Source organism: Tenacibaculum sp. MAR_2009_124, from assembly GCF_900105455.1.
Lineage (GTDB): Bacteria > Bacteroidota > Bacteroidia > Flavobacteriales > Flavobacteriaceae > Polaribacter.
In genome coordinates this window covers 669,805-692,892 of the sequence record NZ_FNSF01000002.1, presented here as the reverse complement: position 1 = coordinate 692,892, position 23,088 = coordinate 669,805, and the positions used below count along the sequence as shown (strand labels likewise).

Sequence of the window (23,088 nt, the reverse complement as noted above, 5' to 3'; positions counted from 1 at the left end):
AATCGCTGTTAAAATCACTAGAACCACTAAGTTGCATTTAAACATAAAACAGAAGGCAAAACAACTAAATAAAACTCTACTAAACAGTAAATTATGCAAAAACCTACTTTTTTTTATATTCCAATTATTTCTAATTTTACTCCAAATTAAAAACCCTTCTAACAATGAAAAATGTAACTAAATTCATTTTTTGCGCTTCATTAATGGCGCTAGTTATGACATCATGTCAAAACGAAAATTCTTCAAATGAGAACATGCAATCGAACGTGACCACGGCAGCTGATGACAAAAACATCATACCTGGTCAATACATTGTTCTTTTCAAAGAATCAAAGATCGCTTCAGCTGCTAAACAGTTAGGTAAATCCGTCTTTACTGACAGAAAATCAAAAGCAGCTTCAGTTGATAGAATTACCGAAGTATCTATCAAAAAAATTAATTCGATTCTAGCCGACAATAATGTTGATAGATCGAAAGTACTAAATTATTACACCACAAAAATTTCTGGAATGGCTGTTAAATTAACCGATGAGGAATTTAACAAGTTAGCTAAAGATGAAAATGTTGAAGCTATTGATTTCGACAGAATCGTTACGATTCCTGATTTTGAAGTGGAGGCTGTTACAACAGAAAATGAAGCTCGCAGAGCCCCTCAAACAACTCCATGTGGAATTAACCGTGCAGGTGGTTACACGAATGCATCTGGTAATACGTGGGTTTGGGTTATTGATACTGGAATCGATTTAGATCACCCAGATTTAAATGTTGTTACAAACTCTACTTATGCTAGATCTTTTGCTGGTGGTTCTGCCAACGATTGTAATGGACATGGTACACATGTAGCCGGAACAGCTGCTGCAAAAAACAACAGCATCGGAGTCGTAGGTGTTTCTGCCGGAGCTCCAGTAGTTCCTGTAAAAGTTTTAGGTTGTAATGGTAGCGGTAGTTCTTCAGGAATTCTTGCTGGTATTAATCATGTTGGTAGATATGATATTGCTGGTGATGTTGCTAACTTAAGTTTAGGTGGTTACCATGGTTCAGGATGTTCAACAAGCTCTGCTTACAGAAGTGCTTTAACTGCTTTATCTAACGGAGGAACCTATGTTTCTCTTGCTGCAGGTAACAGTACAGCAAATGCTGCCTACTATGCTCCTGCTTGTATTAACGGAAGTAGAATTTACACTGTTGCTTCAATGACTTGTAGTCGTGGTTTCTCTTCTTTCTCTAATTACAACATGAATCCTATTGACTGTATAGCGACTGGTAGTAGCGTTAACAGTACTTACTTAAACGGTGGATATGCTACTTTAAGTGGTACTTCAATGGCAGCTCCTCACGTTGCTGGAATTATGCATGCTAGAGGAAGTGGACCAAGATTCTCTGGTTCTGTAAGACATAGAGGTGAAAACTACCCTATTGCTGTAAGATAAATTTTAAATCTATAAAGATTATAAAACCGCTCGATGAGCGGTTTTTTTATATCCAAATATGTAAAATAGGCTTCTTTCATTTCTGTAAGATCTTTAACTGGATTAGCCTTCTTAAATAAAGAACATAAAGGAAATAATAGAACATATTATCATTTGTAGTTATCCATTTAAAATGACAACTGTTTTCTTCTAAATTATACTGCCCCGATGCAAGCATACCGGGTATCCGTTGGATTCATAATTTATATTTCGAGGCAAACCTCGACGAATTAACCCTTAGACTATCGCCCCGCAATTAAAATAAAACTTTATGTTTTTAACGTTTTTTCCATTACAAATTTTATCAAAAAGTTTAAAACCACTTGTTTTAAATATTGCTAATTATTTAGTTAAATTATTAAATAAATATTTTTTTAAAAGTATATTTTCAACAAATTCAACAATGAAACATATATTTTAAACATTTCAACAGGTCAATAAAAAACCGTTAAAAAGTTAAAGAAAAGTTAATTTCAGTTAAAAAAGCCATCCAAAAATGTCCCCCTTTTACCCTGATTTTTCTTACACCTCATGGAAAGAGAATTTTCCACACGAGCAAGGATATTCTCTTTATTTTCGGTATAGCAACCCAGTTGCTTAAACATAAAAAAAGGGTAAAAAAAACACAACCTACAACACTACAAAACAAAGAGTTATATGTTTTGATAGTGTTTTTTTATGTTGCGATTATTTCTAATATTTGCTCCAAATTAAAAACCCTTCTAACAATGAAAAATGTAACTAAATTCATTTTTTGCGCTACATTGATGGCGCTAGTTATGACTTCATGTCAAAACGAAAATTCTTCACAAGACAATTTACAATCTGACATTACCACGGCAATTGATGACAAAAACATCATTCCAGGTCAGTATATCGTTGTTTTCAAAGAATCAAAAATCGCTTCTGCTGCGAAACAATTAGGTAAATCCGTATTTACCGATCGAAAATCGAAAGCAGCTTCAGTAGATAGAATTACTGAAACTTCTATCAAACAAATTAATGCTATTCTTGCCGACAACAATGTTGACAGATCAAAAGTATTAAATTATTACACCACTAAAATCTCTGGAATGGCTATCAAATTAAGCGATGCGGAATTTGATAAAATAGCTAAAGACGAGAATGTAGAATCTATCGAATTCGATAGAAGAGTTGAGCTTCCAAAGTTTGAAGTGGAAAACGTTACTACTTTAGGTGATGCTCAAAGAGCTCCACAAACAACTCCTTGTGGAATTAACAACGCAGGTGGTTTTGCCAATGGAGCCTCTAAAAACACTTGGGTTTGGGTTATCGATAGTGGAATCGATTTAGACCATCCAGATTTAAATGTTGTAACAAGCTCTACTTATGCTAAATCTTTTGTTGGTGGTTCTGCTAACGACTGTAACGGACATGGAACACACGTAGCAGGTACTGCTGCTGCTAAAAACAATAGTGTTGGTGTTGTTGGGGTTTCTGCAGGTGCATCTGTAGTTCCTGTAAGAGTTTTTGGATGTAGCGGTGGGAGTAGTACTTCTACTATTCTTGCTGGTATCAACCATGTTGGTAGATACGACATCGCTGGAGATGTAGCTAACTTAAGTTTAGGCGGATACCATGGTTCTGGATGTTCTAGTAGTTCATCTTATAGAAGCGCGTTAAACGCTTTATCTAACGGAGGAACATACGTATCTATTGCTGCAGGAAATAGTAGTGCAAATGCTGCTTTATATGATCCTGCATGTATTAACGGAAGTAGAATTTACACTGTTGCTTCAATGACTTGTAGTCGTGGTTTCTCTTCATTCTCTAACTACAACATGAATCCTGTTGATTTTATAGCAACTGGAAGTAGCGTTTATAGTACTTACTTAAACGGTGGGTATGCTACTTTAAGCGGTACTTCTATGGCAGCTCCACACGTTGCTGGAATTATGCATGCTAGAGGAAGTGGACCAAGATCGTCAGGTTCTGTATTCAATAGAGGTGAAAGCTACCCTATTGCGGTAAGATAAGACGATTCTAATCTTGATGAAATGTAAAGCCACTCGTAAATACGAGTGGCTTTTTTTAACGCTTATTTTCTTATTCTAAAGATTAAACTTTCTACTAAACAATAATTCAGAATATCATAAAAAGGACAATTCGTTATTGAACTCTTTTTATTCCTTTTAATTGCTTCCTAACTTTTTAAAACCAGTTAAAAACACCTAGTAATAGATTCTAAAAACACGTCCAAATGTACCTAATCAAAGTAAACAACTATAACTTTACACGAATAGTCCTATTCATAGGTAAAATATAACTCACCGAACAATTCTCCGTTGGAATAATATTGTCTTGTTATAGGTAGATTAAATTCATTTAACGTATACAAATATTCAATTTCAGAGGAATGTGAAGCAATTTTAGAAATCAACTTATTACCGAGAATTCCGGCTGAATCCGCTAAGGAATTACTAATTAAAACAGCGTTTAATAAGTTATCTCCATAAACACTCGTATAAGAAAATGGAAAAGCACCACTTTCTTGATATAAATAATTATAAGTTGTTAAAAATGAAGTTAAACTAATTACATTAAAATCGTCATCGTATTCCACTGACACTCTCACATTATTATTAACAATTTCTTTATTAATAACTCCTCTACTACCAATTTCGAAAACCTTTGTCGAAATATTTCCATTTACATTCGTTTCACTTACAACAGTATTGTCATTGTTATAAATGAAACTTGTACTAGTAATATTATTATCTCTTGTTCTTTTAGTTTCTCTTACACGATTGGCATTATCATAATTAATATTCTTCTCATAATCTACAACTCCATTTGGTAAATATCCTTTTTCAGAGAGCAAGAGATCACCATTGGAATAATTCCATTCATGAATATATGTGAGTACATTATCCTCATCATAAAATGATGATTTTATTGGTTTATTACTGCTAAATTCGGTGACAATCCTTTCCGATAATTCATCATTTTCAAATATTTTCTGCTCAGTTCTAATTAAATTACGCGAATAATTTTCAATAAGTTCAATATTTTCAGAGGAACACGAGATAATTAGTATTACAACACATGTAGCCTTCCCCAAAACCAGGACAGTTTAAAATTCGAATTTACTAACTTTAAACTCAAACTGTCACAATGAAAATCAGCAAGTTTAGCGAGAGTCAGATAATCAAGGCTCTCAAGGAAAATGAACAAGGTAGGTCTGTAGGTGATTTATCAAGAGAATTAGGAATCGATAAAAGTACTTTTTATTACTGGCGAAAAAAGTATGGAGGTATGGAACAACAGCAACTAAAACGTTTAAAAGAGTTAGAGGAAGAGAATAATAGGCTCAAGCAAATGTATGCAGATGTAAGTTTGGATGTCAAAATGCTAAAAGACGTACTATCAAAAAAGTTCTAAAGCCTTCCGACAAAAGAGTTCGTGTAAAGTATCTCATCAAAGCGTATGTGATTTCTATAGTCCATGCCTGCAAAGTTGTAGGCCTTAGTAGATCGATTTGGTATTACCAGAGTAAAAAAGATGATAGCGAGGTTATTGATAAGTTAACCGAACTTTCTGAATCGTACCCTACAAGAGGTTTTGATGAGTATTATCATAAGATCCGTCGTGAAGGCTTAATATGGAATAGGAAACGAGTGTTACGAGTGTATCGTGAGATGAAACTCAGTTTAAGACGTAAGCACAAAAAGCGTTTGGTTAAACGTGTAAAACAACCTTTGGAAAGACCTTCAAAACTCAATGAATGTTGGAGCATGGATTTCATGAGTGATGCACTTATTGACGGTAGAAAGGTGCGTGTGTTCAATGTTATTGACGATTGCAATCGTGAAGCACTGGCTATAAATGCTGGTCTTTCATATCCAGCAAGAGCCGTTATCGAAACACTGGAATGCCTAAAAGAAGAAATAGGAGTACCTAAGTATGTGAGATGTGATAATGGTCCAGAGTTTATTTCCAAGATTTTTGTCAACTGGTGCAAAAAGAATTTTATAGAAATTAAATATACACAACCCGGTAAACCTATGCAGAATGGCTATATAGAACGATTCAATCGCTTCTTTAGAGAGGATATATTAAGTGCTTATTATTTTAATGACACTTATCAACTTCAAAAGATAAGTGATAACTGGAGAGAAGACTATAATTTTAATCATCCGCATAAATCTTTGGGATACAAGTCACCTAAAGAGTTTATGCCCAGATTTGATGAAGAATTTAAATTCTTCATCAAATCTGACCTTAATAATAATTATTTGTCGAATTTAGAGGTGTCCTAAAAAAGGAAAGGCTACACACATACTAATAAAAATACTTTTTTCATAGGTTTTAAATTATTTATATATTTTTTATAACAACATTTTTCGATAAAAAAAGGGATCAGTCACAAAAGTTGTGTGTGAATTAATATTAAATGTTGATTTTTGCAAAAAAGAGAGATTTGGATTTATCATTAGATGTTTTAAAATTTATACTCCCTGAGTTATTAATCACACATTTTAATTTAACAACTCATAAAGTACAAGGGAAAGATTTACATCTTTATTTTGAAGAAAAGAAAGCTATTCCAGATGAGTTTTCAAAAGGGTTAATTATATCTCATGGTTTTCATAAAGAAACCACTATTGAAGACTTTCCCTTGAGAGGTAAAACAGTATTACTTCATATTAAACGTCGCAGATGGCTAAATAAAGAAACTCAACAAGTAGTACAAAGAGATTGGGATTTAGTAGCACAGGGAACTCGCATGACCGTTGAGTTTGCTGTTTTTTTAAAAGCACTTAGTCAGTACTAAAGCGAATGACTGTCATACTATAGCAGGTTTTTACGGGCTCAATGGTAAAAAATTACAACGTCAGTTTAAAGATTATTTAAGTGATTTTAAACAGTGGAAAGAGAAGTCACATGCTAAAGATTGGTTACTATTTCCTGAAAATATAGGAAAACAGCTTTCTATTGATGAAGTTGCTTTATCTAAAGGAGAGCTTTATACTATTGTTACTAATAAAAAAGCGAAAGGGAAAGCAGGAAGTATTGTAGCTATTATTGCTGGAACCAAAGCTGAAGACGTTAGTGGTAAGCTCCTTAAAATTCCAAACTCCAAACGAAATAAGGTTAAGGAAATCACTTTAGACATGGCCAATACCATGAAACTAATAGCTAAAACATGCTTTCCTAAAGCCACGCAGGTTACCGATAGATTTCATGTGCAAAAATTGGCTTTAGATGCTTTACAAGATATACGCATAAAACATCGTTGGGAAGCAATAGATCAGGAAAACAATGATATAAAAGATGCTAAAAACAATAACAATACATATACCCCTATAACTTTTAGTAACGGAGATACTTTAAAACAGCTTTTAGCTAGAAGCCGCTATTTACTTTATAAGACGCAAGCAAACTGGACAACTAAACAAAAGATTAGAGCTCAGATTTTATTTGAACAATTCCCAGACATTAGAAAAGCATATGTAATATGTCAAAAACTCAGAACTATATTTAATAACCGATTAATAACTAAAGCGGTAGCTTATACAAAACTTGCTAAATGGTTTAAAGAAGTTGAAGATTCAGGGTTTAAAGCTTTTAATATAGTAGCAAACTCCATTAGTTTAAATTACCAATCCATCCTTAATTATTTTGACAACAGAAGTACAAATGCAGCAGCAGAATCTTTTAATGCGAAAGTGAAAGCGTTTAGAGCGCAGTTCAGGGGGGGGTAAGAAACGTAGAATTCTTTCTTTTTAGATTAATCCAAATTTTTGCCTAAACACAACTATTAGTCTTGATCCAAAAAAAGACTCATTCTTTATTCCTTTTAAGAATTAGAATAATCTCTTAGAAAAACAAAAAAGCCTCACTAATTAAAGTGAAGCTTTATGTGAGCCCGATAGGATTCGAACCTATGACCGCCTCCTTAGAAGGGAGGTGCTCTATCCAGCTGAGCTACGAGCCCGTAGTTTTTATGTTTCTACGAAAACAGTGTCGGGGTGGCAGGATTCGAACCTGCGACCTCCTCGTCCCAAACGAGGCGCGATGACCGGGCTACGCTACACCCCGATAAGTCATCTTAATTGCGGAGAGACAGGGACTCGAACCCTGGCGACAGTTACCCGTCGACAGATTAGCAATCTGCTCCATTACCACTCTGGCACCTCTCCTTGCTATTAGAAATTCAATGTATGAATCTCAAATTGCGAGTGCAAATCTAGTACTTATTAAACGTTCTCACAAACTTTTTTAATAAAAAAATTCACTAATCTGGATACTCAACTCGTAAGTGGTAGATATTCATCAACTTATTCTTAATAATTTTTTTTATTTTTTCTATCTCTCTAAAAGTAATATCTGAATTTATGAACTGATTATCGTTTTTTTGTTTCTCAATAATGCGATCAATCAGTTCGTCTATTTTGTGAGCCGTTGGCTCTTTTATGCTTTTTGAGGCAGCTTCTGCCGCATCACACATCATTAAAATAGCTGTTTCTTTTGAAAAAGGAATTGGGCCTTGATATTGAAACTTTTTTATATCTACTTCTCCACTCGGATTGTTTTCTAATTCCGTTTTATAAAAATAATATGTAACACTCGTTCCATGGTGAGTTCTAATAAAATCTATAATCCTATCTGGTAAATTATTTTTCTTGGCAATTTCAATCCCATTGATCACATGGTCCAAAATTATTCGAGCACTATCTTTTGGTGAAAGATCATTATGAGGATTTACACCTGTGGATTGATTTTCCGTAAAATACATCGGATTTACCATTTTCCCTATATCATGATACAAAGCACCTGTTCTAACTAACATTGAATTTGCTCCAATTTCATTTGCTGCCGCTTCCGCTAAATTAGCCACTTGCATTGAATGTTGAAAGGTTCCTGGGGCTTTCTCATTCAAATCTCTTAAAAGCTTAGAATTTGTATTTGAAAGTTCCAATAACGTAACATCAGAGACCAATCCAAATAACTTCTCATAAAAATAGATAAAGAATACTGCCAAAAACGAAAGCAATCCATTCGCAGCAAAAAGACCAAAATATAACCATTTGATCTGATCAGCATTCCCTTCTTTGATTATTGAAAATGCCAAATACGTGATCATATAAATTAACGTAATCTGTCCAATACTAATAAATAGGTTTGCCCTTTTATAAAGCTCGGAAACCGTTAAAATAGTAACAATACCAGCAATTATATGCAGATAGATAAATTCGAAGCTATTCGGTACTATAAATCCAAGTAATAGTACGGTTAATACATGCGTAAATAATCCTAATCGAGCGTCAAAGAAAGCTTTTAATACAATCGGTAAAATACTTAAAGGAACTACATACACGTAATCGATATTTGCTTTTACCACTAGAGTTTGGACTAAAATCATCACAAAAACATTAAAGAAGATAAAAGTTACTTTATTGTTGTTGTTAAAAATATCAGGGCGATATCGCATCAAAAATAGGAGTAGCATTAATAAGGCTAACGAGACCAGCACTCCATAACCTGATAAAATCCAGCTATAATTAGACTTTGACCAAATAGTTGACTGAGATGCCTGTTCATACGATCTCAACATATGATAACGTTCACCTTCAATTATCCCTCCCTTTTCAATAATTAACTCACCTTCCGAAACCATCCCTTTTGTATAAGAAATGGTTTTTATTTTCTCCTCTAACTCCTTATTTGTAAACTTTTCATCAAAGCTAACATTTGGTTTAACGGCACTAGCCAAAGCATTCAGAATTAGTTGCTGCTTGTGCTCACTTAAATCTTGAGTTTTTTGATCAATAACAAGCAATATATCTTCGGATTGCACCAATTTCGAAAACAAAATATCCTCTACAGAATTCCCCTTTCTTAACACTACTACCTCATCCCTGCTATTACCATTGGCCTCTACTGCACTCTCATTGATAAACCCATATTGATAAATCAAATTAACAATGGAAACGCCACGCTTGCGAAGTTCCTCAACGTCCTTAACTGTTAAGGAATCAGAGGCAGGTGCTCTATCAATTTGCTCTTTATATTGAGCTATTACATCACGTCGAATATCATCATCAAAAGCAAAGTATTTTTTACTTTCAATAGTTAAGTCCTCTTTTTCCTTTTCAATTTCATCATCACCTTTATAAATCGCAAAATCAAAAGGGGAATACAAGTTATCATACTGCCAAGCTTTTCCTAAAGCAAAATCATATTTAAACTGTCCTCCTCTGGGAAATAAATAGACAATAGAACCCGCTGTTAGTAGAAAAAGTAATACCTTATAAACAATGGCATTGTGTTTATATAATTTATCTATAAGTTGACTCATTTTTTTGATTTAAAACGTAAAGATAACCTTTCTGTATAATTTGAGTAGTTGGTATAAAATAGTTATTTTCGCATGACTAATTTAACGCAAATACAAAATCTAAATATGAAAGAAGTAGTTATCGCATCGGTTGCCAGAACACCAATAGGAAGCTTTTTAGGTACTTTATCTAAGATACCTGCTCCTAAGCTTGGTGCTACTGCCATTAAGGGAGCCTTAGATAAAATTAATTTAAAGCCTGAATTGGTTGATGAAGTTTTTATGGGAAATGTGGTTTCTGCTGGATTAGGTCAAGCACCTGCAAGACAGGCTGCCATGTTTGCAGGAATTCCTGACACAACTCCTTGTACAACCGTTAATAAAGTTTGTGCATCGGGAATGAAATCTATTATGTTAGGAGCGCAAACGATTGCGTTAGGTGATGCTGATATTGTTGTAGCTGGTGGAATGGAAAACATGAGTATGATACCTCACTATCAGCATGCAAGAAATGGAAGTAAATTCGGACCTATTACCTTGGAAGATGGAATGCAGAGAGATGGACTTGTAGACGCATATGACAAAGTAGCTATGGGTGTATGTGCCGATGATTGCGCTACAGAATATGAATTTACAAGAGAAGACCAAGATAATTTCGCTATAGAATCATATAATAGATCTGCCAAAGCTTGGAGCGAAGGTAAATTTAATGATGAAATAGTACCTGTAGAAGTTCCGCAAAGAAGAGGTGAACCTTTAATTTTTAGTGAAGATGAGGAATACAAGAATGTGAAAATGGAAAAAATTCCAGCTTTACGTCCTGCTTTCACTAAAGAAGGTACGGTAACTGCTGCAAATGCCTCTACTATTAATGATGGTGGTGCTGCCCTAGTTTTAATGTCATCGGAAAAAGCGAAGGAATTAGGTATAACTCCTCTAGCAAAAATAAAAAGTTACGCTGATGCTGCTCATGAACCAAAGTGGTTTACAACAGCTCCAGCCAAAGCTTTACCTAAGGCATTAGATAAAGCGGGAATATCTATTGATGATGTTGATTATTTCGAATTAAACGAAGCTTTTTCTGTTGTTGGTTTAGCCAACATGAAAATCTTGGGATTAGATGCTACTAAAGTAAATGTAAATGGTGGAGCCGTTTCATTAGGGCATCCATTAGGAGTTTCTGGAGCTAGAATAATTATCGCTTTAACATCTATATTAAACCAAAACAATGCTAAGATCGGAGCTGCTGGAATATGCAATGGCGGAGGTGGAGCAAGTGCAATGGTTATAGAAAAAATTTAATATTTATCATCTCCCTATTTTAATGTTTGGAATTTGTAACCTTAGTATTGTCCCTTTACGACTAACCCCTTCGGACACTTCAGAAATGGTTAACCAGGTTGTTTTTGGTGAACATTTTACTATTCTTGAGAAAGATAAAAAATGGAGTAAAATAAAGCTATCTTTTGATGGGTATGAGGGCTATATTGACAATAAACAATACAAAGATATTTTAGAAGAAGACTATCATACTCTATGTAAAAGTAAAAAACATTATGCGGGTGAACTTATTGATTTTATTACCGACAACACCAATAACCTCACCACAATACCTTTAGGCGCTCAGCTACCTTTTTTTAATGAACACAATTTAAGGATTCACGAGCAAAGCTATACATATGAAGGTAAAGTTTATGGTGAGCAACTTCCAAAAAGCTCTATTATTGAAAAGGCATTTTTATTTTTAAATGTCCCTTATTTATGGGGAGGAAAATCTCCTTTTGGTATTGATTGTTCTGGCTTTACGCAAACTGTATACAAACTTTGTGGTTATCAGCTATTAAGAGACGCCAAAGAACAGGCCTCTCAAGGTGAAGTTTTAAGTTTTATTGAAGAGAGTGAACCAGGTGATTTAGCTTTTTTTGATAACGAAGAAGGAATGATCACCCATGTAGGGATTATCATGAATGATTACAATATAATTCACGCTCATGGCAAAGTAAGAATAGACAAGTTAGATCATAGTGGTATCTATAATATAGACACGCATCAACACACGCATAAATTAAGAGTTATAAAACGTTTTATTTAAACATAAAAAAGCCCGATTTTCATCGGGCTTTTTCTATTTATTCTTCGTCTATCTCGGTTCGAGTTTCTTCAGATTTCTCTCCTTTCTCTATTTTAATACTTAGTCGCTTTGTTTCGTCATCTAAGTCCATAAAAATAGAATCTCCTTCATCAACCTTAGAATTTACAATTTCTTCTGCTAAGGCATCTTCAATATACTTCTGAATCGCTCTTTTTAAAGGTCTCGCTCCATATTGTTTATCAAACCCTTTATCAGAAATATAATCTTTAGCCTTCTCACTTAAAGTCAAGTTATATCCTAAATCAGCAATACGTGCTAATAATTTCTCTAACTCAATATCAATGATTTTATGAATATCTTCACGTTCAAGAGTATTGAAAATAATTACATCATCAATACGATTTAAGAATTCAGGAGCAAACGTCTTCTTCAGTGCACCTTCAATAATACTCTTTGCATGGGCATCTTCCTGATCTTTCTTCGAAGAAGTCCCAAATCCAACTCCTCCTCCAAAATCTTTTAACTTACGAACACCAATATTTGATGTCATAATAATTATCGTATTCCTAAAGTCTATTTTTCTTCCTAAACTATCAGTAATATGTCCATCATCTAAAATTTGTAACAACATGTTAAACACGTCAGGATGAGCTTTTTCAATTTCATCCAAAAGCACTACAGAATAAGGCTTTCTTCTAACTTTCTCTGTTAATTGACCACCTTCTTCATATCCAACGTATCCTGGAGGCGCTCCTATTAGTCTTGATATAGCGAACTTCTCCATATATTCACTCATATCAATTCTTATTAAAGAATCATCTGAATCAAATAATTCTCTCGCTAATACCTTAGCTAATTGAGTTTTTCCAACCCCAGTGGATCCTAAGAAAATAAAAGATCCAATTGGTTTATTTGGGTCTTTCAGTCCAACTCTATTACGTTGAATTGCTTTTACCACCTTAGTTACTGCTTCATCTTGACCAATAACTTTTCCTTTAATCATGTTTGGTAATTCAGCCAATCTATTACTCTCAGCTTCTGCAACTCTATTAACTGGTATTCCCGTCATCATAGAAACAACTTCAGCTACATTATCTTCTGTAACTATTTCTCTATGAAGTTTAGAATCTTCTTCCCATTGATTTTGCGCAGACTCAAGAGCTATTTCCAAATTCTTCTCATCGTCGCGTAACTTCGCTGCCTCTTCATATTTTTGTCCGCTTACAGCCTTAGTTTTACGATCTCTGATTTCTTCTAATTTCGCTTCAATTTCCAAAATTTGTTGAGGAACAACAATATTTGTAATATGAATACGACTTCCTGCCTCATCCAAAGCATCAATAGCTTTGTCTGGAAGGTATCTATCCGTCATATAACGATTGGTTAATTTCACACAAGCCTCAATTGCTTGATCTGTGTAATTAACATGATGATGAGATTCGTATTTACTTTTAATATTATGCAAGATCTGAACGGTTTCTTCAACGGTAGTAGGATCTACTATCACTTTTTGGAAACGACGCTCTAACGCACCATCTTTTTCTATATTCGTTCTATATTCATCAAGTGTTGTAGCACCAATACATTGAATTTCACCTCTTGCCAAAGCTGGTTTCAACATATTTGAAGCGTCTAATGAACCAGTGGCACCTCCTGCTCCAACAATTGTATGGATTTCATCTATGAATAATATAATATCTTCATTCTTCTCAAGTTCATTCATCAACGCTTTCATACGCTCTTCAAACTGCCCTCTGTATTTTGTTCCAGCAACCAAACTTGCTAAATCTAAAGATACAATTCGCTTATCAAAAAGAATTCTCGACACCTTTCTATTTACAATACGCAATGCCAAACCTTCTGCTATTGCAGATTTACCAACTCCTGGCTCACCAATAAGCATTGGGTTATTCTTTTTACGACGACTTAAAATTTGAGAAACACGCTCAATTTCTTTTAATCGACCAACAACTGGATCTAACCTTCCCTCTTCGGCAAGCGCTGTTAAATCACGCCCAAAGTTATCCAAAACCGGTGTTTTAGTCTTCTTGTTTTGTTTTCCTCTTGGTGTTTGTTGTCCAAACGGATTCGACTTATCATCGCTAAACTCATCATCAGAAGGTGTTTCAGCAATCGGACTTGAATAATCCTCTACATGAAGTTCCTTGTAAAGAGCCTTTGCTTGCTCGTAATCGATATCATATTTTTGTAACAACTTTGTTGTTGGGTCATTCTCATTACGTAAAATACATAATAATAAATGCGCCGTATCAATCGCATTGCTTTGATACAACTTTGCCTCTAAAAAAGTTGTTTTTATTGCTTTCTCTGCTTGTCTTGTTAGATGTAAGCTTTTTTTCTGATTATTACCAAGTGACGGGGATGACGGGTTTAGTTTCTCTAACTTATTACGTACCAAATCCAAATCCACATCAAAAGTAGTTAAGATTTCAATGGCTTTACCATCTCCTTTTCTTATTAATCCTAAAAGCAAGTGCTCCGTTCCAATAAAGTCGTGACCTAATCGTAAGGCTTCTTCTTTACTAAATGTTATCACATCTCTAACTTGTGGTGAAAAATTATCGTCCATAAAATTAATTTGTGTCTCTTTTGTTGTAAAGTTAGTTAGATTTTTTTTTAAATATACAAAAAAGATGCCATATACCTAAGGCATGACGATATGTCTTTATGAAATGAATTTTATTTCAATTTATAAAACAATATAGTGCTAAAAATTGTTGATAACTAAGACAAAACTATACTAGCAAACGTTGCGTAAAACATGACATTATTGTATCTTGCCCTGATTTAGAAAACACATCGTTTATTAAACATAATTTTGAAGGAGTTTCTTATTTTACAAATCTCTTATTGTAAGATACGGAATGTTAACATCTTAAAGGAAAACATATGGCAGATGGCGAAAAGTTGATTCCTATCAACATTGAAGAACAAATGAAATCAGCATATATCGACTATTCAATGTCGGTGATTGTATCGAGGGCTTTACCTGATGTACGAGATGGTATGAAACCAGTACATAGAAGAGTTTTATTTGGAATGCATGAATTAGGAATTAAAGCTACAGGAGCCTATAAAAAATCGGCGAGAATTGTAGGGGAAGTACTGGGTAAATATCACCCACATGGAGATACTTCTGTATATGATTCTATGGTTCGTATGGCTCAAGATTGGAACATACGTTATTTAATGGTAGATGGGCAAGGGAATTTTGGTTCAGTTGATGGTGATAGCCCTGCCGCAATGCGTTATACCGAGGTACGTATGCAGAAAATATCAGAGGAAATGTTATCTGATATTGAAAAAGACACTGTAGATCATAAATTAAATTTTGACGACACTTTACAAGAACCCACAGTTTTACCAACACGTATTCCTAATTTATTAGTGAATGGTGCCTCTGGTATTGCTGTAGGTATGGCAACAAATATGGCGCCACATAACTTAACTGAAGTTATTAATGGTACTATTGCCTATATCGATAACAGGGATATTGAAATTGACGAACTAATGCAGCACATTAGTGCTCCAGACTTCCCTACTGGTGGTATTATATACGGATACGACGGCGTTCGTGATGCTTTTCATACAGGACGTGGACGTATTGTTATGCGTGCTAAAACTAGTATTGAGGAAGTTAAGGGCAGAGAGTGTATTATTGTTACTGAAATTCCTTATCAGGTCAATAAGGCTGAAATGATTAAGAAAACAGCTGACTTAGTGAATGATAAGAAACTTGATGGAATTGCAAGTATTCGTGATGAGTCTGACAGAAAAGGAATGCGTATTGTTTACATTTTAAAGCGTGATGCTGTTCCTAATATTGTTTTAAATAAACTGTTTAAATATACACAACTTCAAACATCGTTTAGCGTTAATAATATTGCTTTAGTTAAAGGTCGTCCTGAACAATTAAATTTAAAGCAGTTAATTCACTATTTTGTTGAGCATAGACATGAGGTAATTGTTCGTAGAACAGAGTTTGAACTTAAGAAAGCCGAAGCTCGTGCTCATATTTTAGAAGGACTAATTATTGCTTCTGATAATATCGACGAAGTAATTGAAATAATAAGAGGTTCTTCAAACGCTGACGAAGCTCGAGAAAAATTAATCGAACGATTCGAACTTACTGAAATTCAAGCAAGAGCTATTGTTGAAATGCGTTTGCGTCAGTTAACAGGTCTAGAACAAGATAAGTTAAGAGGTGAGTATGATGAAATCATAAAAACTATTGCCGACTTAAAAGATATTTTAGCTAATGAACCTAGACGTTATACCATTATAAAAGACGAATTACTTCATATCAAAGAGAAATATGGAGATGAAAGACGTTCTGTTATAGAGTATGCTGGTGGAGATATGCGTATTGAGGATATGATTCCAAACACTCAAGTGGTTGTTACAATCTCTAACGCAGGATACTTAAAACGTACTAACTTAGACGAGTACAAGGTTCAAAACCGTGGTGGTAGAGGTCAAAAAGGTGCTACTACACGTAATGAAGATTTCTTAGAGCATTTATTCGTAGCTACGAATCATCAATACATGATGTTCTTTACACAAAAAGGTAAAGTTTTCTGGATGCGCGTATTTGAGATTCCAGAAGGCGGTAAAAACACTAAAGGTAGAGCAATTCAAAACCTTATTAATATAGAACAAGATGATAAGGTAAAAGCGTTCTTAGTAACTGGTGATTTAAAAGATGAAGACTACATCAACAATCAGTTTGTTATCATGGCTACCAAAAAAGGACGTGTTAAGAAAACTCCTTTAGAGCAGTATTCTCGTCCAAGAGCTAATGGAATTAACGCAATTACCATTAAAGATAATGATGAGTTACTAGAAGCTAAACTAACTTCAGGAGACAGTCAAGTTATGCTTGCCTTAAAATCTGGTAAAACCATTCGTTTTGAAGAAGAAAAAACAAGACCAATGGGTAGAACAGCTTCTGGTGTGCGAGGAATAACACTTCAACATGAAGATGACGAAGTAATCGGAATGGTTTCTGTAAATGATATGGAGAGTAATATTTTAGTAGTTTCTGAAAAAGGATACGGTAAACGTTCCAAACTTGAAGACTACAGAATTACCAATCGTGGTGGTAAAGGTGTTAAAACATTGAACATTTCAGAAAAAACTGGTAACTTAGTCGCTATTAAAAACGTTGATGACTCTAATGATTTAATGATTATAAATAAATCTGGACTAACCATTAGACTAGCTGTTGAGGATTTACGTGTAATGGGTAGAGCTACGCAAGGTGTACGTTTAATAAATATTAAAAATAACGATAGTATTGCAGCCGTTGCAAAAGTTATGCATGAAGAAGAAGAAGAGACCATAGATGAAAATGGCATGGAAATTGAAAATGACAGTAACGAGAATCAAGAACAACAATAAAATAACAACAATAATGAAAAAACAGATTTTAGCTCTTTCTTTAGGAGTAGCGTCTTTGGGTGCTTTTGCACAGAAAGCAGAACTTAAAGCTGCTGAGAAAGCTATTAAAAAGCAGAACTTTAATGAAGCCATTTCTTCTATTTCTGCTGCTGAAAAGTTAATAGCGAATGCTGACGATAAGTATAAATCTAAATTTTATTTCCTTAAGGGTCAAGCTTACGCTTCAAAGAAAGATTACAAAACTGCTGCAGATGCTTTTAATAGCTTAATCGCTTTTGAAAAGAAAACTGGTAAAACCAGACATTCTAATGAAGCCGCTCCTGTGTTAAACAAAATTATACAAGACGTTTCTAATAAAGCCATCAAGATATATAACGAAGGTAAAGATTTCAAAGCAGCAGCTGAAAACTTTTATCTTACTTATCAATTAAGCCCAAAAGATACTTCTTTTGCTTACAATGCAGCCGTAGCTGCTACACAAGGAAAAGACTATGACATGGCTTTAAATTATTATAACGAGCTAAAAAAAATCGGATATACTGGTATTGAAACTCAGTATTTAGCTACTAATAAGTTAACTGGTAAAGTTGAAAACTTGGGGTCAAAATCTCAAAGAGATTTAATGATTAAGTCTAAACAATATCTTAATCCAGTTGATAAAAGAACTGATTCTAAATCGGCTACTATCGTTAAGAACATTGCTTTAATCTTAAAAGAGCAAGGTAAAAATGAAGAAGCTATTGCTGCGATGGCCGAGGCACGTAAATCAAATCCAAAAGATTTAAACCTTATCTTAAATGAAGCTCAGTTGTATATTGAGATGAAAAGAATGGATAAGTTTGGAGAGTTAATGAACGAAGCGGTTTCTTTAGACCCTGATAATCCTACATTATATTATAATTTAGGAGTTGTAAATTATAACCAAGGAAGAATTGAAGATGCTAAAAAGCATTACCAAAAAGCTATTGAATTAAAGCCAGATTATGCTGATGCTTACATGAACTTAGCAGTTTCTGTACTTGATAAAGACAAGCAGATTGTCGAAGAAATGAACAAGAATCTTTCTAACTTCAAGAAATATGATGAGTTAGCATTAAAGCAAAAGGAAGTTTATAAAGAAGCTTTACCTTTTTTAGAAAAAGCTGATAATATCAACAGAAATATTGATACAGTTAAGACTTTAATGAATCTTTATGAAGTTTTAGAGATAAGCGATAAGGCTGATGAATTTAGAGCTTTATACAAATCAATGAAATAAGAATTATAATATTCTATTGTAAAAAAAACTCGAGTTTTCACTCGAGTTTTTTTTTACCTATTTTTCTTTTGAATCTTCAATTCATACTATTTAGCTGGAACGTATAAACCTTAAAAAAACTGAATTGTATTTTTCTTATGAAACATTCAATTATTATGAGTGATAATAGCGTTCATTGATAATCTTTCCATCTTTCCATTGCGTTCGATTTACTTGCTCAAAGTGATGTTTTGTTCCATCATTGGTCGTAAAATCCATTATAGCCTCATAATAGGAAATATCTCCATTAACGACTATATTTTTTATTTCATATCCACCAAATTCAGTTACAGTAGATAACAAATCTCTTTCTGCTTGTAAACAAACTTCCTTTCCTATTTTAGGTTCATTATTCGCTTCCTGTAAAACAACGTCATCGGCTAAATACTTTTCCATTGCTTCAATAAATTGTCCTTTACCTAATAACTCTTTTAAATCTAAAAGTGAATTCTCTATTTGGTTTTTCATGTTTTAAAATTACCGTTAATTATATTGGTAGTTATGTCGTTAACAACACATACTTCTTACAAAATCCAACGAACTTCACTTTATAAAAGTCATAAGTATTAAATCGATTGTATCAAGCAAAAGGATTCAAAATAAAACAATAACTCAATAAATTATTTACAAACCATTATCAGTTCTGATCTAGAATAGATTTCAAAAAAAAATCAGGCTGTATAGCCTGATTTTTTCCTTCATTCTTTTTAAAACTAATTAAAATTAGTTTCCATTTGTAAGTAGCCAAGAAATTCTTTTTTAACATCTTTCTCTTTAAACTTACCCCCAAATTCAGCAGTAACAGTACTGCTTTCAATATCTTTTATTCCACGAGAATTCACGCATAAATGTTTTGCATCAATAACACAAGCCACATCATCAGTTCCTAAAGCCTCTTGCAAAGATTGAACAATTTGCATTGTTAAACGCTCCTGTACCTGTGGTCTTTTTGCAAAGTAATCAACTAACCTATTCATTTTAGATAAGCCGATAACTTTTCCATCTGAAATATACGCCACATGAGCTCTTCCCACAATTGGCAATAAGTGATGTTCGCAAGTAGAATACACAACGATATTCTTCTCTACTAACATTTCACCATAGTTATATTTATTATCAAACGTAGACGCCTTCGGTTTATTCGCAGGGTTTAACCCCATGAACAATTCATTAACAAACGCTTTAGCAACTCTTTTAGGAGTACCACTTAAACTATCGTCTGTTAAATCCATTCCTAAGGTTTCAAGAATATCTCTAACACTTTCTTGTATACGTTCTATTTTTTCTTTATCCGAAATATCAAAAGCATCTGGTCTCATTGGTGTTTCAGCAGACGTTCCTACATGGTTCTCACCTATTTCGTCAATTCTTTCCTCGTTCATATTATTATTAAGTTCGAACATAATTTTCAAAATTGATTCTGCAAAGATACGACAATCATAATTTTAATTTACTAAATCAATTATTTCATTTACTGTTAGTAAATTTTGATCGCCAGTTTGCATGTTTTTAATTGTAAATTTATCATCATCTACCTTGGTTACAACAAATTCAATTACTCTATTGGTTACATATTTCCACTGTTTCTTTTGTTGTTTATTACTAGTAGCCACATCAGGATATAACTCTGTTTTAATATCTGCTTCACGCAATGTCTTTATCGCTTTTACTTTTGCTAAATTTTCACCTTCATCAAAATTCAAGAACAAAACCTTAGGTTTTGGAAGTTCTACCGCTTCAAACAGTTCTAATTCTTCCATCACTAAATAAATTCTATCCAATCCAAACGATATTCCAACACCAGAAACATCTTTTAATCCAAATATACCTGTAAGATCGTCATATCTACCTCCTCCTCCTATCGAGCCCATTTTGACTTCCTTAGGAGCCGCAACTTCATAAATTGCTCCAGTGTAGTAGTTCAATCCTCGTGCCAAAGTTACATCTATGTCTAAAATGGCAGAGGTTAATCCTAATTCACCGATTGCCTTTACAATAAAACTTAGCTCTTCAACACCATTCATCCCTTCCTCAGAAGCTTGTAACATTCCTTTTAAAGATGTTAATTTATCTTCATTAGAACCTGTAAAACTGAATAATGGATCCACTTTGTCAATAGCCTCTTGCGTAATTCCCTTAGATAGCATTTCCGTTACAACACCTTCTTTCCCAATTTTATCTAGTTTATCTAAAGCAACTGTAAAGTCAATTAATTTATCTTTTGCTCCAATTACTTCCGCAATACCCGACAAAATTTTTCGATTATTAAGCTTGATAGTCGTTCCCTGTAAACCTAACTTACTAAAAACAGTATCGTATAATTGTACAAATTCCACTTCTTGCCATAATGACTTACTTCCTACAACATCTGCATCACATTGATAAAATTCCCTAAAACGTCCTTTTTGCGGCCTGTCTGCTCTCCATACTGGCTGAATCTGATAACGCTTAAAAGGAAAAGTAATATCATTTTGGTGTTGTACCACATATCTTGCAAATGGCACCGTAAGATCGTATCTAAGTGCCTTTTCTGAAATTTTTGAAATTACTTTTTGACTATTCTTTTCAGTCAGTAAATTCTCATCTACCTTTTTTAAATAATCTCCAGAATTCAAAATTTTAAAAATCAAGCGATCACCTTCTTCTCCATATTTCCCCATTAAGGTAGATGAATTTTCAAAACTTGGTGTTTCAATTGGTTGAAAACCAAAATTTTCAAACGAATGCTTTATGGTTGAAAAAATATAATTTCTTTTCGCTACCTCGGTTGATGAAAAATCTCTGGTTCCTTTTGGGATACTTGGTTTCATATTTTATTAGTTATCAGTGTTCTTTTATCTATATTCAATTATCAATGATCATAATTTACACTTCATTGCCAACTGAACTTGCAAATATCAGAATTAATCGGGAATTTTTGAAGTTTTATTTTTTCGTTTTAGTTGATAAATTGTTGCATTTAATTCAAAGCCTAATAAGAGTATTATGGCGTTTAACCACACAAACAACATTAGAATTAAAAGAGTTCCAATAGAACCATATAATTGGTTGTATTTGGCAAACTTCACTACATAAATTCCGAATACGTAAAATGAAAACATTGAAACCACTGTTGTTAAAATAGCTCCTGCAGAAAAGAATTTAATTTCTTTTCCTTGTTTCGTTCCATATCGAAATAATATAGATACAATAGTAAAAATCATCAATAAAAACAAGAAACCTCGTCCATAGTAAAACAGGTCTAAATCATTTGTATTAAACCATCCTTTTTCATTAATCTTTGCCAAAGCAACTTGATAAAGTATTACAAAAACAACGGTTGTAATTAAGAAAAAGGACATTAATAATGAGACTCCTAATGAAATAACATAAGCTCGTATTATATTCCTGTATTCTTTTACATGATACGAATACTCAAAGCCTCCGAAAATAGCATTCACACCATTTGTCATAAGAAATATTGAGGCTAAAAAACCAAAAGATAACAACCCTCCATATTGATTATTTAAAATATCGTGTAAAACACTATCCACCGCTTCAAAAGTTTTTGGTGGTAATACTTCCTTTATTAAAGAAAATAAGCCCTCTTGAAAACCATCAATAGGAATGTATGGAATTAAGGTAAGTATAAATAGTAAAAAAGGGAAAATGGCCATAAAAAAACTAAAAGCAATCCCTCCAGCTCTGGTTGTAAGTGCTCCTTTCACAATTCCCAAAACATACATTTCAAGAACATCATATAAGGACATCCCTTGCAACCCTGGAATTTTAATCTTTTTTACAAAGGCTACTAAAATATTTATAATGGGAATTTTACTTAAATTTTCTTCTATCCTTTTTGACATTTTTTGGTTGGTTTAAAGCGTATTCTTTAAAATTGTTTTCATCGATTTTCTATATACTATAAAAAGTAAAAACAGTAGAAGTTTAAATTATGTTAATTTTATATATAGCTAGTAAATCACCAACATTGTTTTTAGAGAATGTAGCTCCTTTTAGTTGATTTTTATCTAAATCAATTCTAAAATTTTCCGCAGTGCTAAAATCAACATTTTCGAGATTGGTCGCATCAAAAATAGCATCTTTTAAGTTACAGTTCGTAAAATGTGTCCCTGAAAGATTGGCTTCAGTAAAATCCACTCCCTCTAAGATACAATCAAAAAACTGAAAATTCGTTATCGACATTTGATAAAATGAAGAAAAATCAAGTTGACACTTCATGAAATCCACTTTAAACAGAAAGCTATCTATTTCATGAAATTTTACCCCGACCAGTTTAGAGTTTTCAAAACGAGTTTCTTTAAAACTACTTCCTTTTATTCTTGAGTTCCCTAAATTACAATCTATAAACTCGCATTCGAGAAACTCAGAACCATTTATATGCAATTCAGAAAAATCGCAATTTTTGAAGATACAAGAGTCAAAATCAGTTTTACTGAGTTGTTCACCCGTAAAACTGACTTTGTCATATACTTTATCACTATGATAATCGTTCATTAAAAAGAAC

The 23,088-nt window shown here is 33.5% G+C and carries 17 protein-coding genes, 3 tRNA genes and 1 pseudogene; 10 read left to right on the top strand and 11 right to left on the bottom strand.

Annotation, left to right across the window (positions count from 1 at the left end; translation table 11 throughout):
* The first annotated feature begins 164 nt into the window (after positions 1 to 164).
* Complete coding sequence (locus BLW23_RS09640) at positions 165 to 1,430, top strand: S8 family serine peptidase (RefSeq protein ID WP_093669210.1); 1,266 nt, start codon at positions 165 to 167, stop codon at positions 1,428 to 1,430.
* 767 nt (positions 1,431 to 2,197) lie between these two features.
* Positions 2,198 to 3,466, top strand: coding sequence for a S8 family serine peptidase (locus BLW23_RS09635; protein ID WP_093669208.1), 1,269 nt, complete (start codon positions 2,198 to 2,200; stop codon positions 3,464 to 3,466).
* A 269-nt stretch (positions 3,467 to 3,735) separates the two neighbouring features.
* Here the strand turns inward: BLW23_RS09635 and BLW23_RS09630 are convergent, their stop codons facing one another.
* Complete coding sequence (locus BLW23_RS09630; RefSeq protein ID WP_093669206.1) at positions 3,736 to 4,551, bottom strand: hypothetical protein; 816 nt, start codon at positions 4,549 to 4,551, stop codon at positions 3,736 to 3,738.
* A gap of 53 nt (positions 4,552 to 4,604) precedes the next feature.
* Between BLW23_RS09630 and BLW23_RS09625 the strand changes: the two genes are divergently transcribed.
* The 4 genes and pseudogenes from BLW23_RS09625 to BLW23_RS09610 all read left to right on the top strand — a co-directional run bounded on the left by BLW23_RS09625 (position 4,605) and on the right by BLW23_RS09610 (position 7,242).
* Positions 4,605 to 4,871 (top strand): transposase, encoded by a 267-nt coding sequence (locus BLW23_RS09625; protein WP_093667736.1) that lies wholly within the window; start codon positions 4,605 to 4,607, stop codon positions 4,869 to 4,871.
* The gene (locus BLW23_RS09620; RefSeq protein WP_143032094.1) at positions 4,856 to 5,749 is read left to right on the top strand and encodes an IS3 family transposase; all 894 of its coding nucleotides are present in this window, start codon (positions 4,856 to 4,858) and stop codon (positions 5,747 to 5,749) included. Before BLW23_RS09625 ends, BLW23_RS09620 begins: the two co-directional genes overlap by 16 nt.
* 161 nt (positions 5,750 to 5,910) lie before the next feature.
* On the top strand, positions 5,911 to 6,264 hold the full coding sequence (locus BLW23_RS09615) for an ISAon1 family transposase N-terminal region protein (RefSeq protein ID WP_093668463.1): 354 nt from the start codon (positions 5,911 to 5,913) through the stop codon (positions 6,262 to 6,264).
* A gap of 19 nt (positions 6,265 to 6,283) precedes the next feature.
* A pseudogene (locus BLW23_RS09610) lies at positions 6,284 to 7,242 on the top strand (ISL3 family transposase).
* Between the two features lie 112 nt (positions 7,243 to 7,354).
* Here BLW23_RS09610 and BLW23_RS09605 read toward each other — a convergent pair.
* The 4 genes from BLW23_RS09605 to BLW23_RS09590 all read right to left on the bottom strand — a co-directional run bounded on the left by BLW23_RS09605 (position 7,355) and on the right by BLW23_RS09590 (position 9,792).
* Positions 7,355 to 7,428: transfer RNA gene (locus BLW23_RS09605), tRNA-Arg, on the bottom strand.
* 29 nt (positions 7,429 to 7,457) lie between these two features.
* A tRNA-Pro gene (locus tag BLW23_RS09600) sits at positions 7,458 to 7,532 on the bottom strand.
* 17 nt (positions 7,533 to 7,549) lie between these two features.
* Positions 7,550 to 7,633 (bottom strand) — tRNA-Ser (locus BLW23_RS09595).
* A gap of 95 nt (positions 7,634 to 7,728) precedes the next feature.
* Positions 7,729 to 9,792 (bottom strand): HD family phosphohydrolase, encoded by a 2,064-nt coding sequence (locus BLW23_RS09590; RefSeq protein ID WP_093669204.1) that lies wholly within the window; start codon positions 9,790 to 9,792, stop codon positions 7,729 to 7,731.
* A gap of 105 nt (positions 9,793 to 9,897) precedes the next feature.
* Between BLW23_RS09590 and BLW23_RS09585 the strand changes: the two genes are divergently transcribed.
* Together BLW23_RS09585 and BLW23_RS09580 are read left to right on the top strand one after the other, a co-directional pair.
* Positions 9,898 to 11,073, top strand: a complete 1,176-nt coding sequence (locus tag BLW23_RS09585) for an acetyl-CoA C-acyltransferase (RefSeq protein WP_093669402.1) — start codon at positions 9,898 to 9,900, stop codon at positions 11,071 to 11,073.
* 22 nt (positions 11,074 to 11,095) lie between these two features.
* Positions 11,096 to 11,863 (top strand): C40 family peptidase, encoded by a 768-nt coding sequence (locus tag BLW23_RS09580; protein WP_093669202.1) that lies wholly within the window; start codon positions 11,096 to 11,098, stop codon positions 11,861 to 11,863.
* A 37-nt stretch (positions 11,864 to 11,900) separates the two neighbouring features.
* Here BLW23_RS09580 and BLW23_RS09575 read toward each other — a convergent pair whose 3' ends face one another.
* A complete protein-coding gene (locus BLW23_RS09575) occupies positions 11,901 to 14,453 on the bottom strand; it encodes an ATP-dependent Clp protease ATP-binding subunit (protein ID WP_093669200.1) in 2,553 nt (850 codons plus the stop codon).
* A 320-nt stretch (positions 14,454 to 14,773) separates the two neighbouring features.
* Here BLW23_RS09575 and gyrA point away from each other — a divergent pair, with 320 nt between their 5' ends.
* Positions 14,774 to 17,284 carry a DNA gyrase subunit A gene (gyrA, locus tag BLW23_RS09570; RefSeq protein WP_093669198.1) on the top strand — a complete coding sequence of 837 codons (2,511 nt, stop codon included), beginning with the start codon at positions 14,774 to 14,776 and terminating at the stop codon, positions 17,282 to 17,284.
* A 13-nt stretch (positions 17,285 to 17,297) separates the two neighbouring features.
* On the top strand, positions 17,298 to 18,542 hold the full coding sequence (locus BLW23_RS09565; protein ID WP_093669400.1) for a tetratricopeptide repeat protein: 1,245 nt from the start codon (positions 17,298 to 17,300) through the stop codon (positions 18,540 to 18,542).
* A 153-nt stretch (positions 18,543 to 18,695) separates the two neighbouring features.
* Here BLW23_RS09565 and BLW23_RS09560 read toward each other — a convergent pair whose 3' ends face one another.
* The 5 genes from BLW23_RS09560 to BLW23_RS09540 form a co-directional block, all read right to left on the bottom strand.
* Positions 18,696 to 19,049, bottom strand: coding sequence for a nuclear transport factor 2-like protein (locus BLW23_RS09560; RefSeq protein WP_093669196.1), 354 nt, complete (start codon positions 19,047 to 19,049; stop codon positions 18,696 to 18,698).
* Between the two features lie 245 nt (positions 19,050 to 19,294).
* Positions 19,295 to 19,984 carry a GTP cyclohydrolase I FolE gene (folE, locus tag BLW23_RS09555; protein WP_093669194.1) on the bottom strand — a complete coding sequence of 230 codons (690 nt, stop codon included), beginning with the start codon at positions 19,982 to 19,984 and terminating at the stop codon, positions 19,295 to 19,297.
* Positions 19,985 to 20,026: 42 nt separating this feature from the next.
* Complete coding sequence (gene hisS, locus BLW23_RS09550; RefSeq protein WP_093669192.1) at positions 20,027 to 21,391, bottom strand: histidine--tRNA ligase; 1,365 nt, start codon at positions 21,389 to 21,391, stop codon at positions 20,027 to 20,029.
* A 93-nt stretch (positions 21,392 to 21,484) separates the two neighbouring features.
* Positions 21,485 to 22,426, bottom strand: a complete 942-nt coding sequence (locus tag BLW23_RS09545) for a YihY/virulence factor BrkB family protein (RefSeq protein ID WP_093669190.1) — start codon at positions 22,424 to 22,426, stop codon at positions 21,485 to 21,487.
* Between the two features lie 82 nt (positions 22,427 to 22,508).
* Positions 22,509 to 23,078 (bottom strand): pentapeptide repeat-containing protein, encoded by a 570-nt coding sequence (locus BLW23_RS09540; RefSeq protein ID WP_093669188.1) that lies wholly within the window; start codon positions 23,076 to 23,078, stop codon positions 22,509 to 22,511.
* Positions 23,079 to 23,088 lie beyond the last annotated feature (10 nt).

What these genes read in the sequence shown, in the direction of transcription:
- BLW23_RS09590 (WP_093669204.1), bottom strand. Translation starts at nt 9,792, where the DNA reads ATGAGTCAACTTATAGATAAATTATATAAACACAATGCCATTGTTTAT.
- BLW23_RS09575 (WP_093669200.1), bottom strand. Translation starts at nt 14,453, where the DNA reads ATGGACGATAATTTTTCACCACAAGTTAGAGATGTGATAACATTTAGT.
- BLW23_RS09580 (WP_093669202.1), top strand. Translation starts at nt 11,096, where the DNA reads ATGTTTGGAATTTGTAACCTTAGTATTGTCCCTTTACGACTAACCCCT.
- BLW23_RS09560 (WP_093669196.1), bottom strand. Translation starts at nt 19,049, where the DNA reads ATGAAAAACCAAATAGAGAATTCACTTTTAGATTTAAAAGAGTTATTA.
- BLW23_RS09540 (WP_093669188.1), bottom strand. Translation starts at nt 23,078, where the DNA reads ATGAACGATTATCATAGTGATAAAGTATATGACAAAGTCAGTTTTACG.
- gyrA (WP_093669198.1), top strand. Translation starts at nt 14,774, where the DNA reads ATGGCAGATGGCGAAAAGTTGATTCCTATCAACATTGAAGAACAAATG.
- BLW23_RS09585 (WP_093669402.1), top strand. Translation starts at nt 9,898, where the DNA reads ATGAAAGAAGTAGTTATCGCATCGGTTGCCAGAACACCAATAGGAAGC.
- BLW23_RS09545 (WP_093669190.1), bottom strand. Translation starts at nt 22,426, where the DNA reads ATGTCAAAAAGGATAGAAGAAAATTTAAGTAAAATTCCCATTATAAAT.
- folE (WP_093669194.1), bottom strand. Translation starts at nt 19,984, where the DNA reads ATGTTCGAACTTAATAATAATATGAACGAGGAAAGAATTGACGAAATA.
- BLW23_RS09565 (WP_093669400.1), top strand. Translation starts at nt 17,298, where the DNA reads ATGAAAAAACAGATTTTAGCTCTTTCTTTAGGAGTAGCGTCTTTGGGT.
- hisS (WP_093669192.1), bottom strand. Translation starts at nt 21,391, where the DNA reads ATGAAACCAAGTATCCCAAAAGGAACCAGAGATTTTTCATCAACCGAG.
- BLW23_RS09625 (WP_093667736.1), top strand. Translation starts at nt 4,605, where the DNA reads ATGAAAATCAGCAAGTTTAGCGAGAGTCAGATAATCAAGGCTCTCAAG.
- BLW23_RS09635 (WP_093669208.1), top strand. Translation starts at nt 2,198, where the DNA reads ATGAAAAATGTAACTAAATTCATTTTTTGCGCTACATTGATGGCGCTA.
- BLW23_RS09640 (WP_093669210.1), top strand. Translation starts at nt 165, where the DNA reads ATGAAAAATGTAACTAAATTCATTTTTTGCGCTTCATTAATGGCGCTA.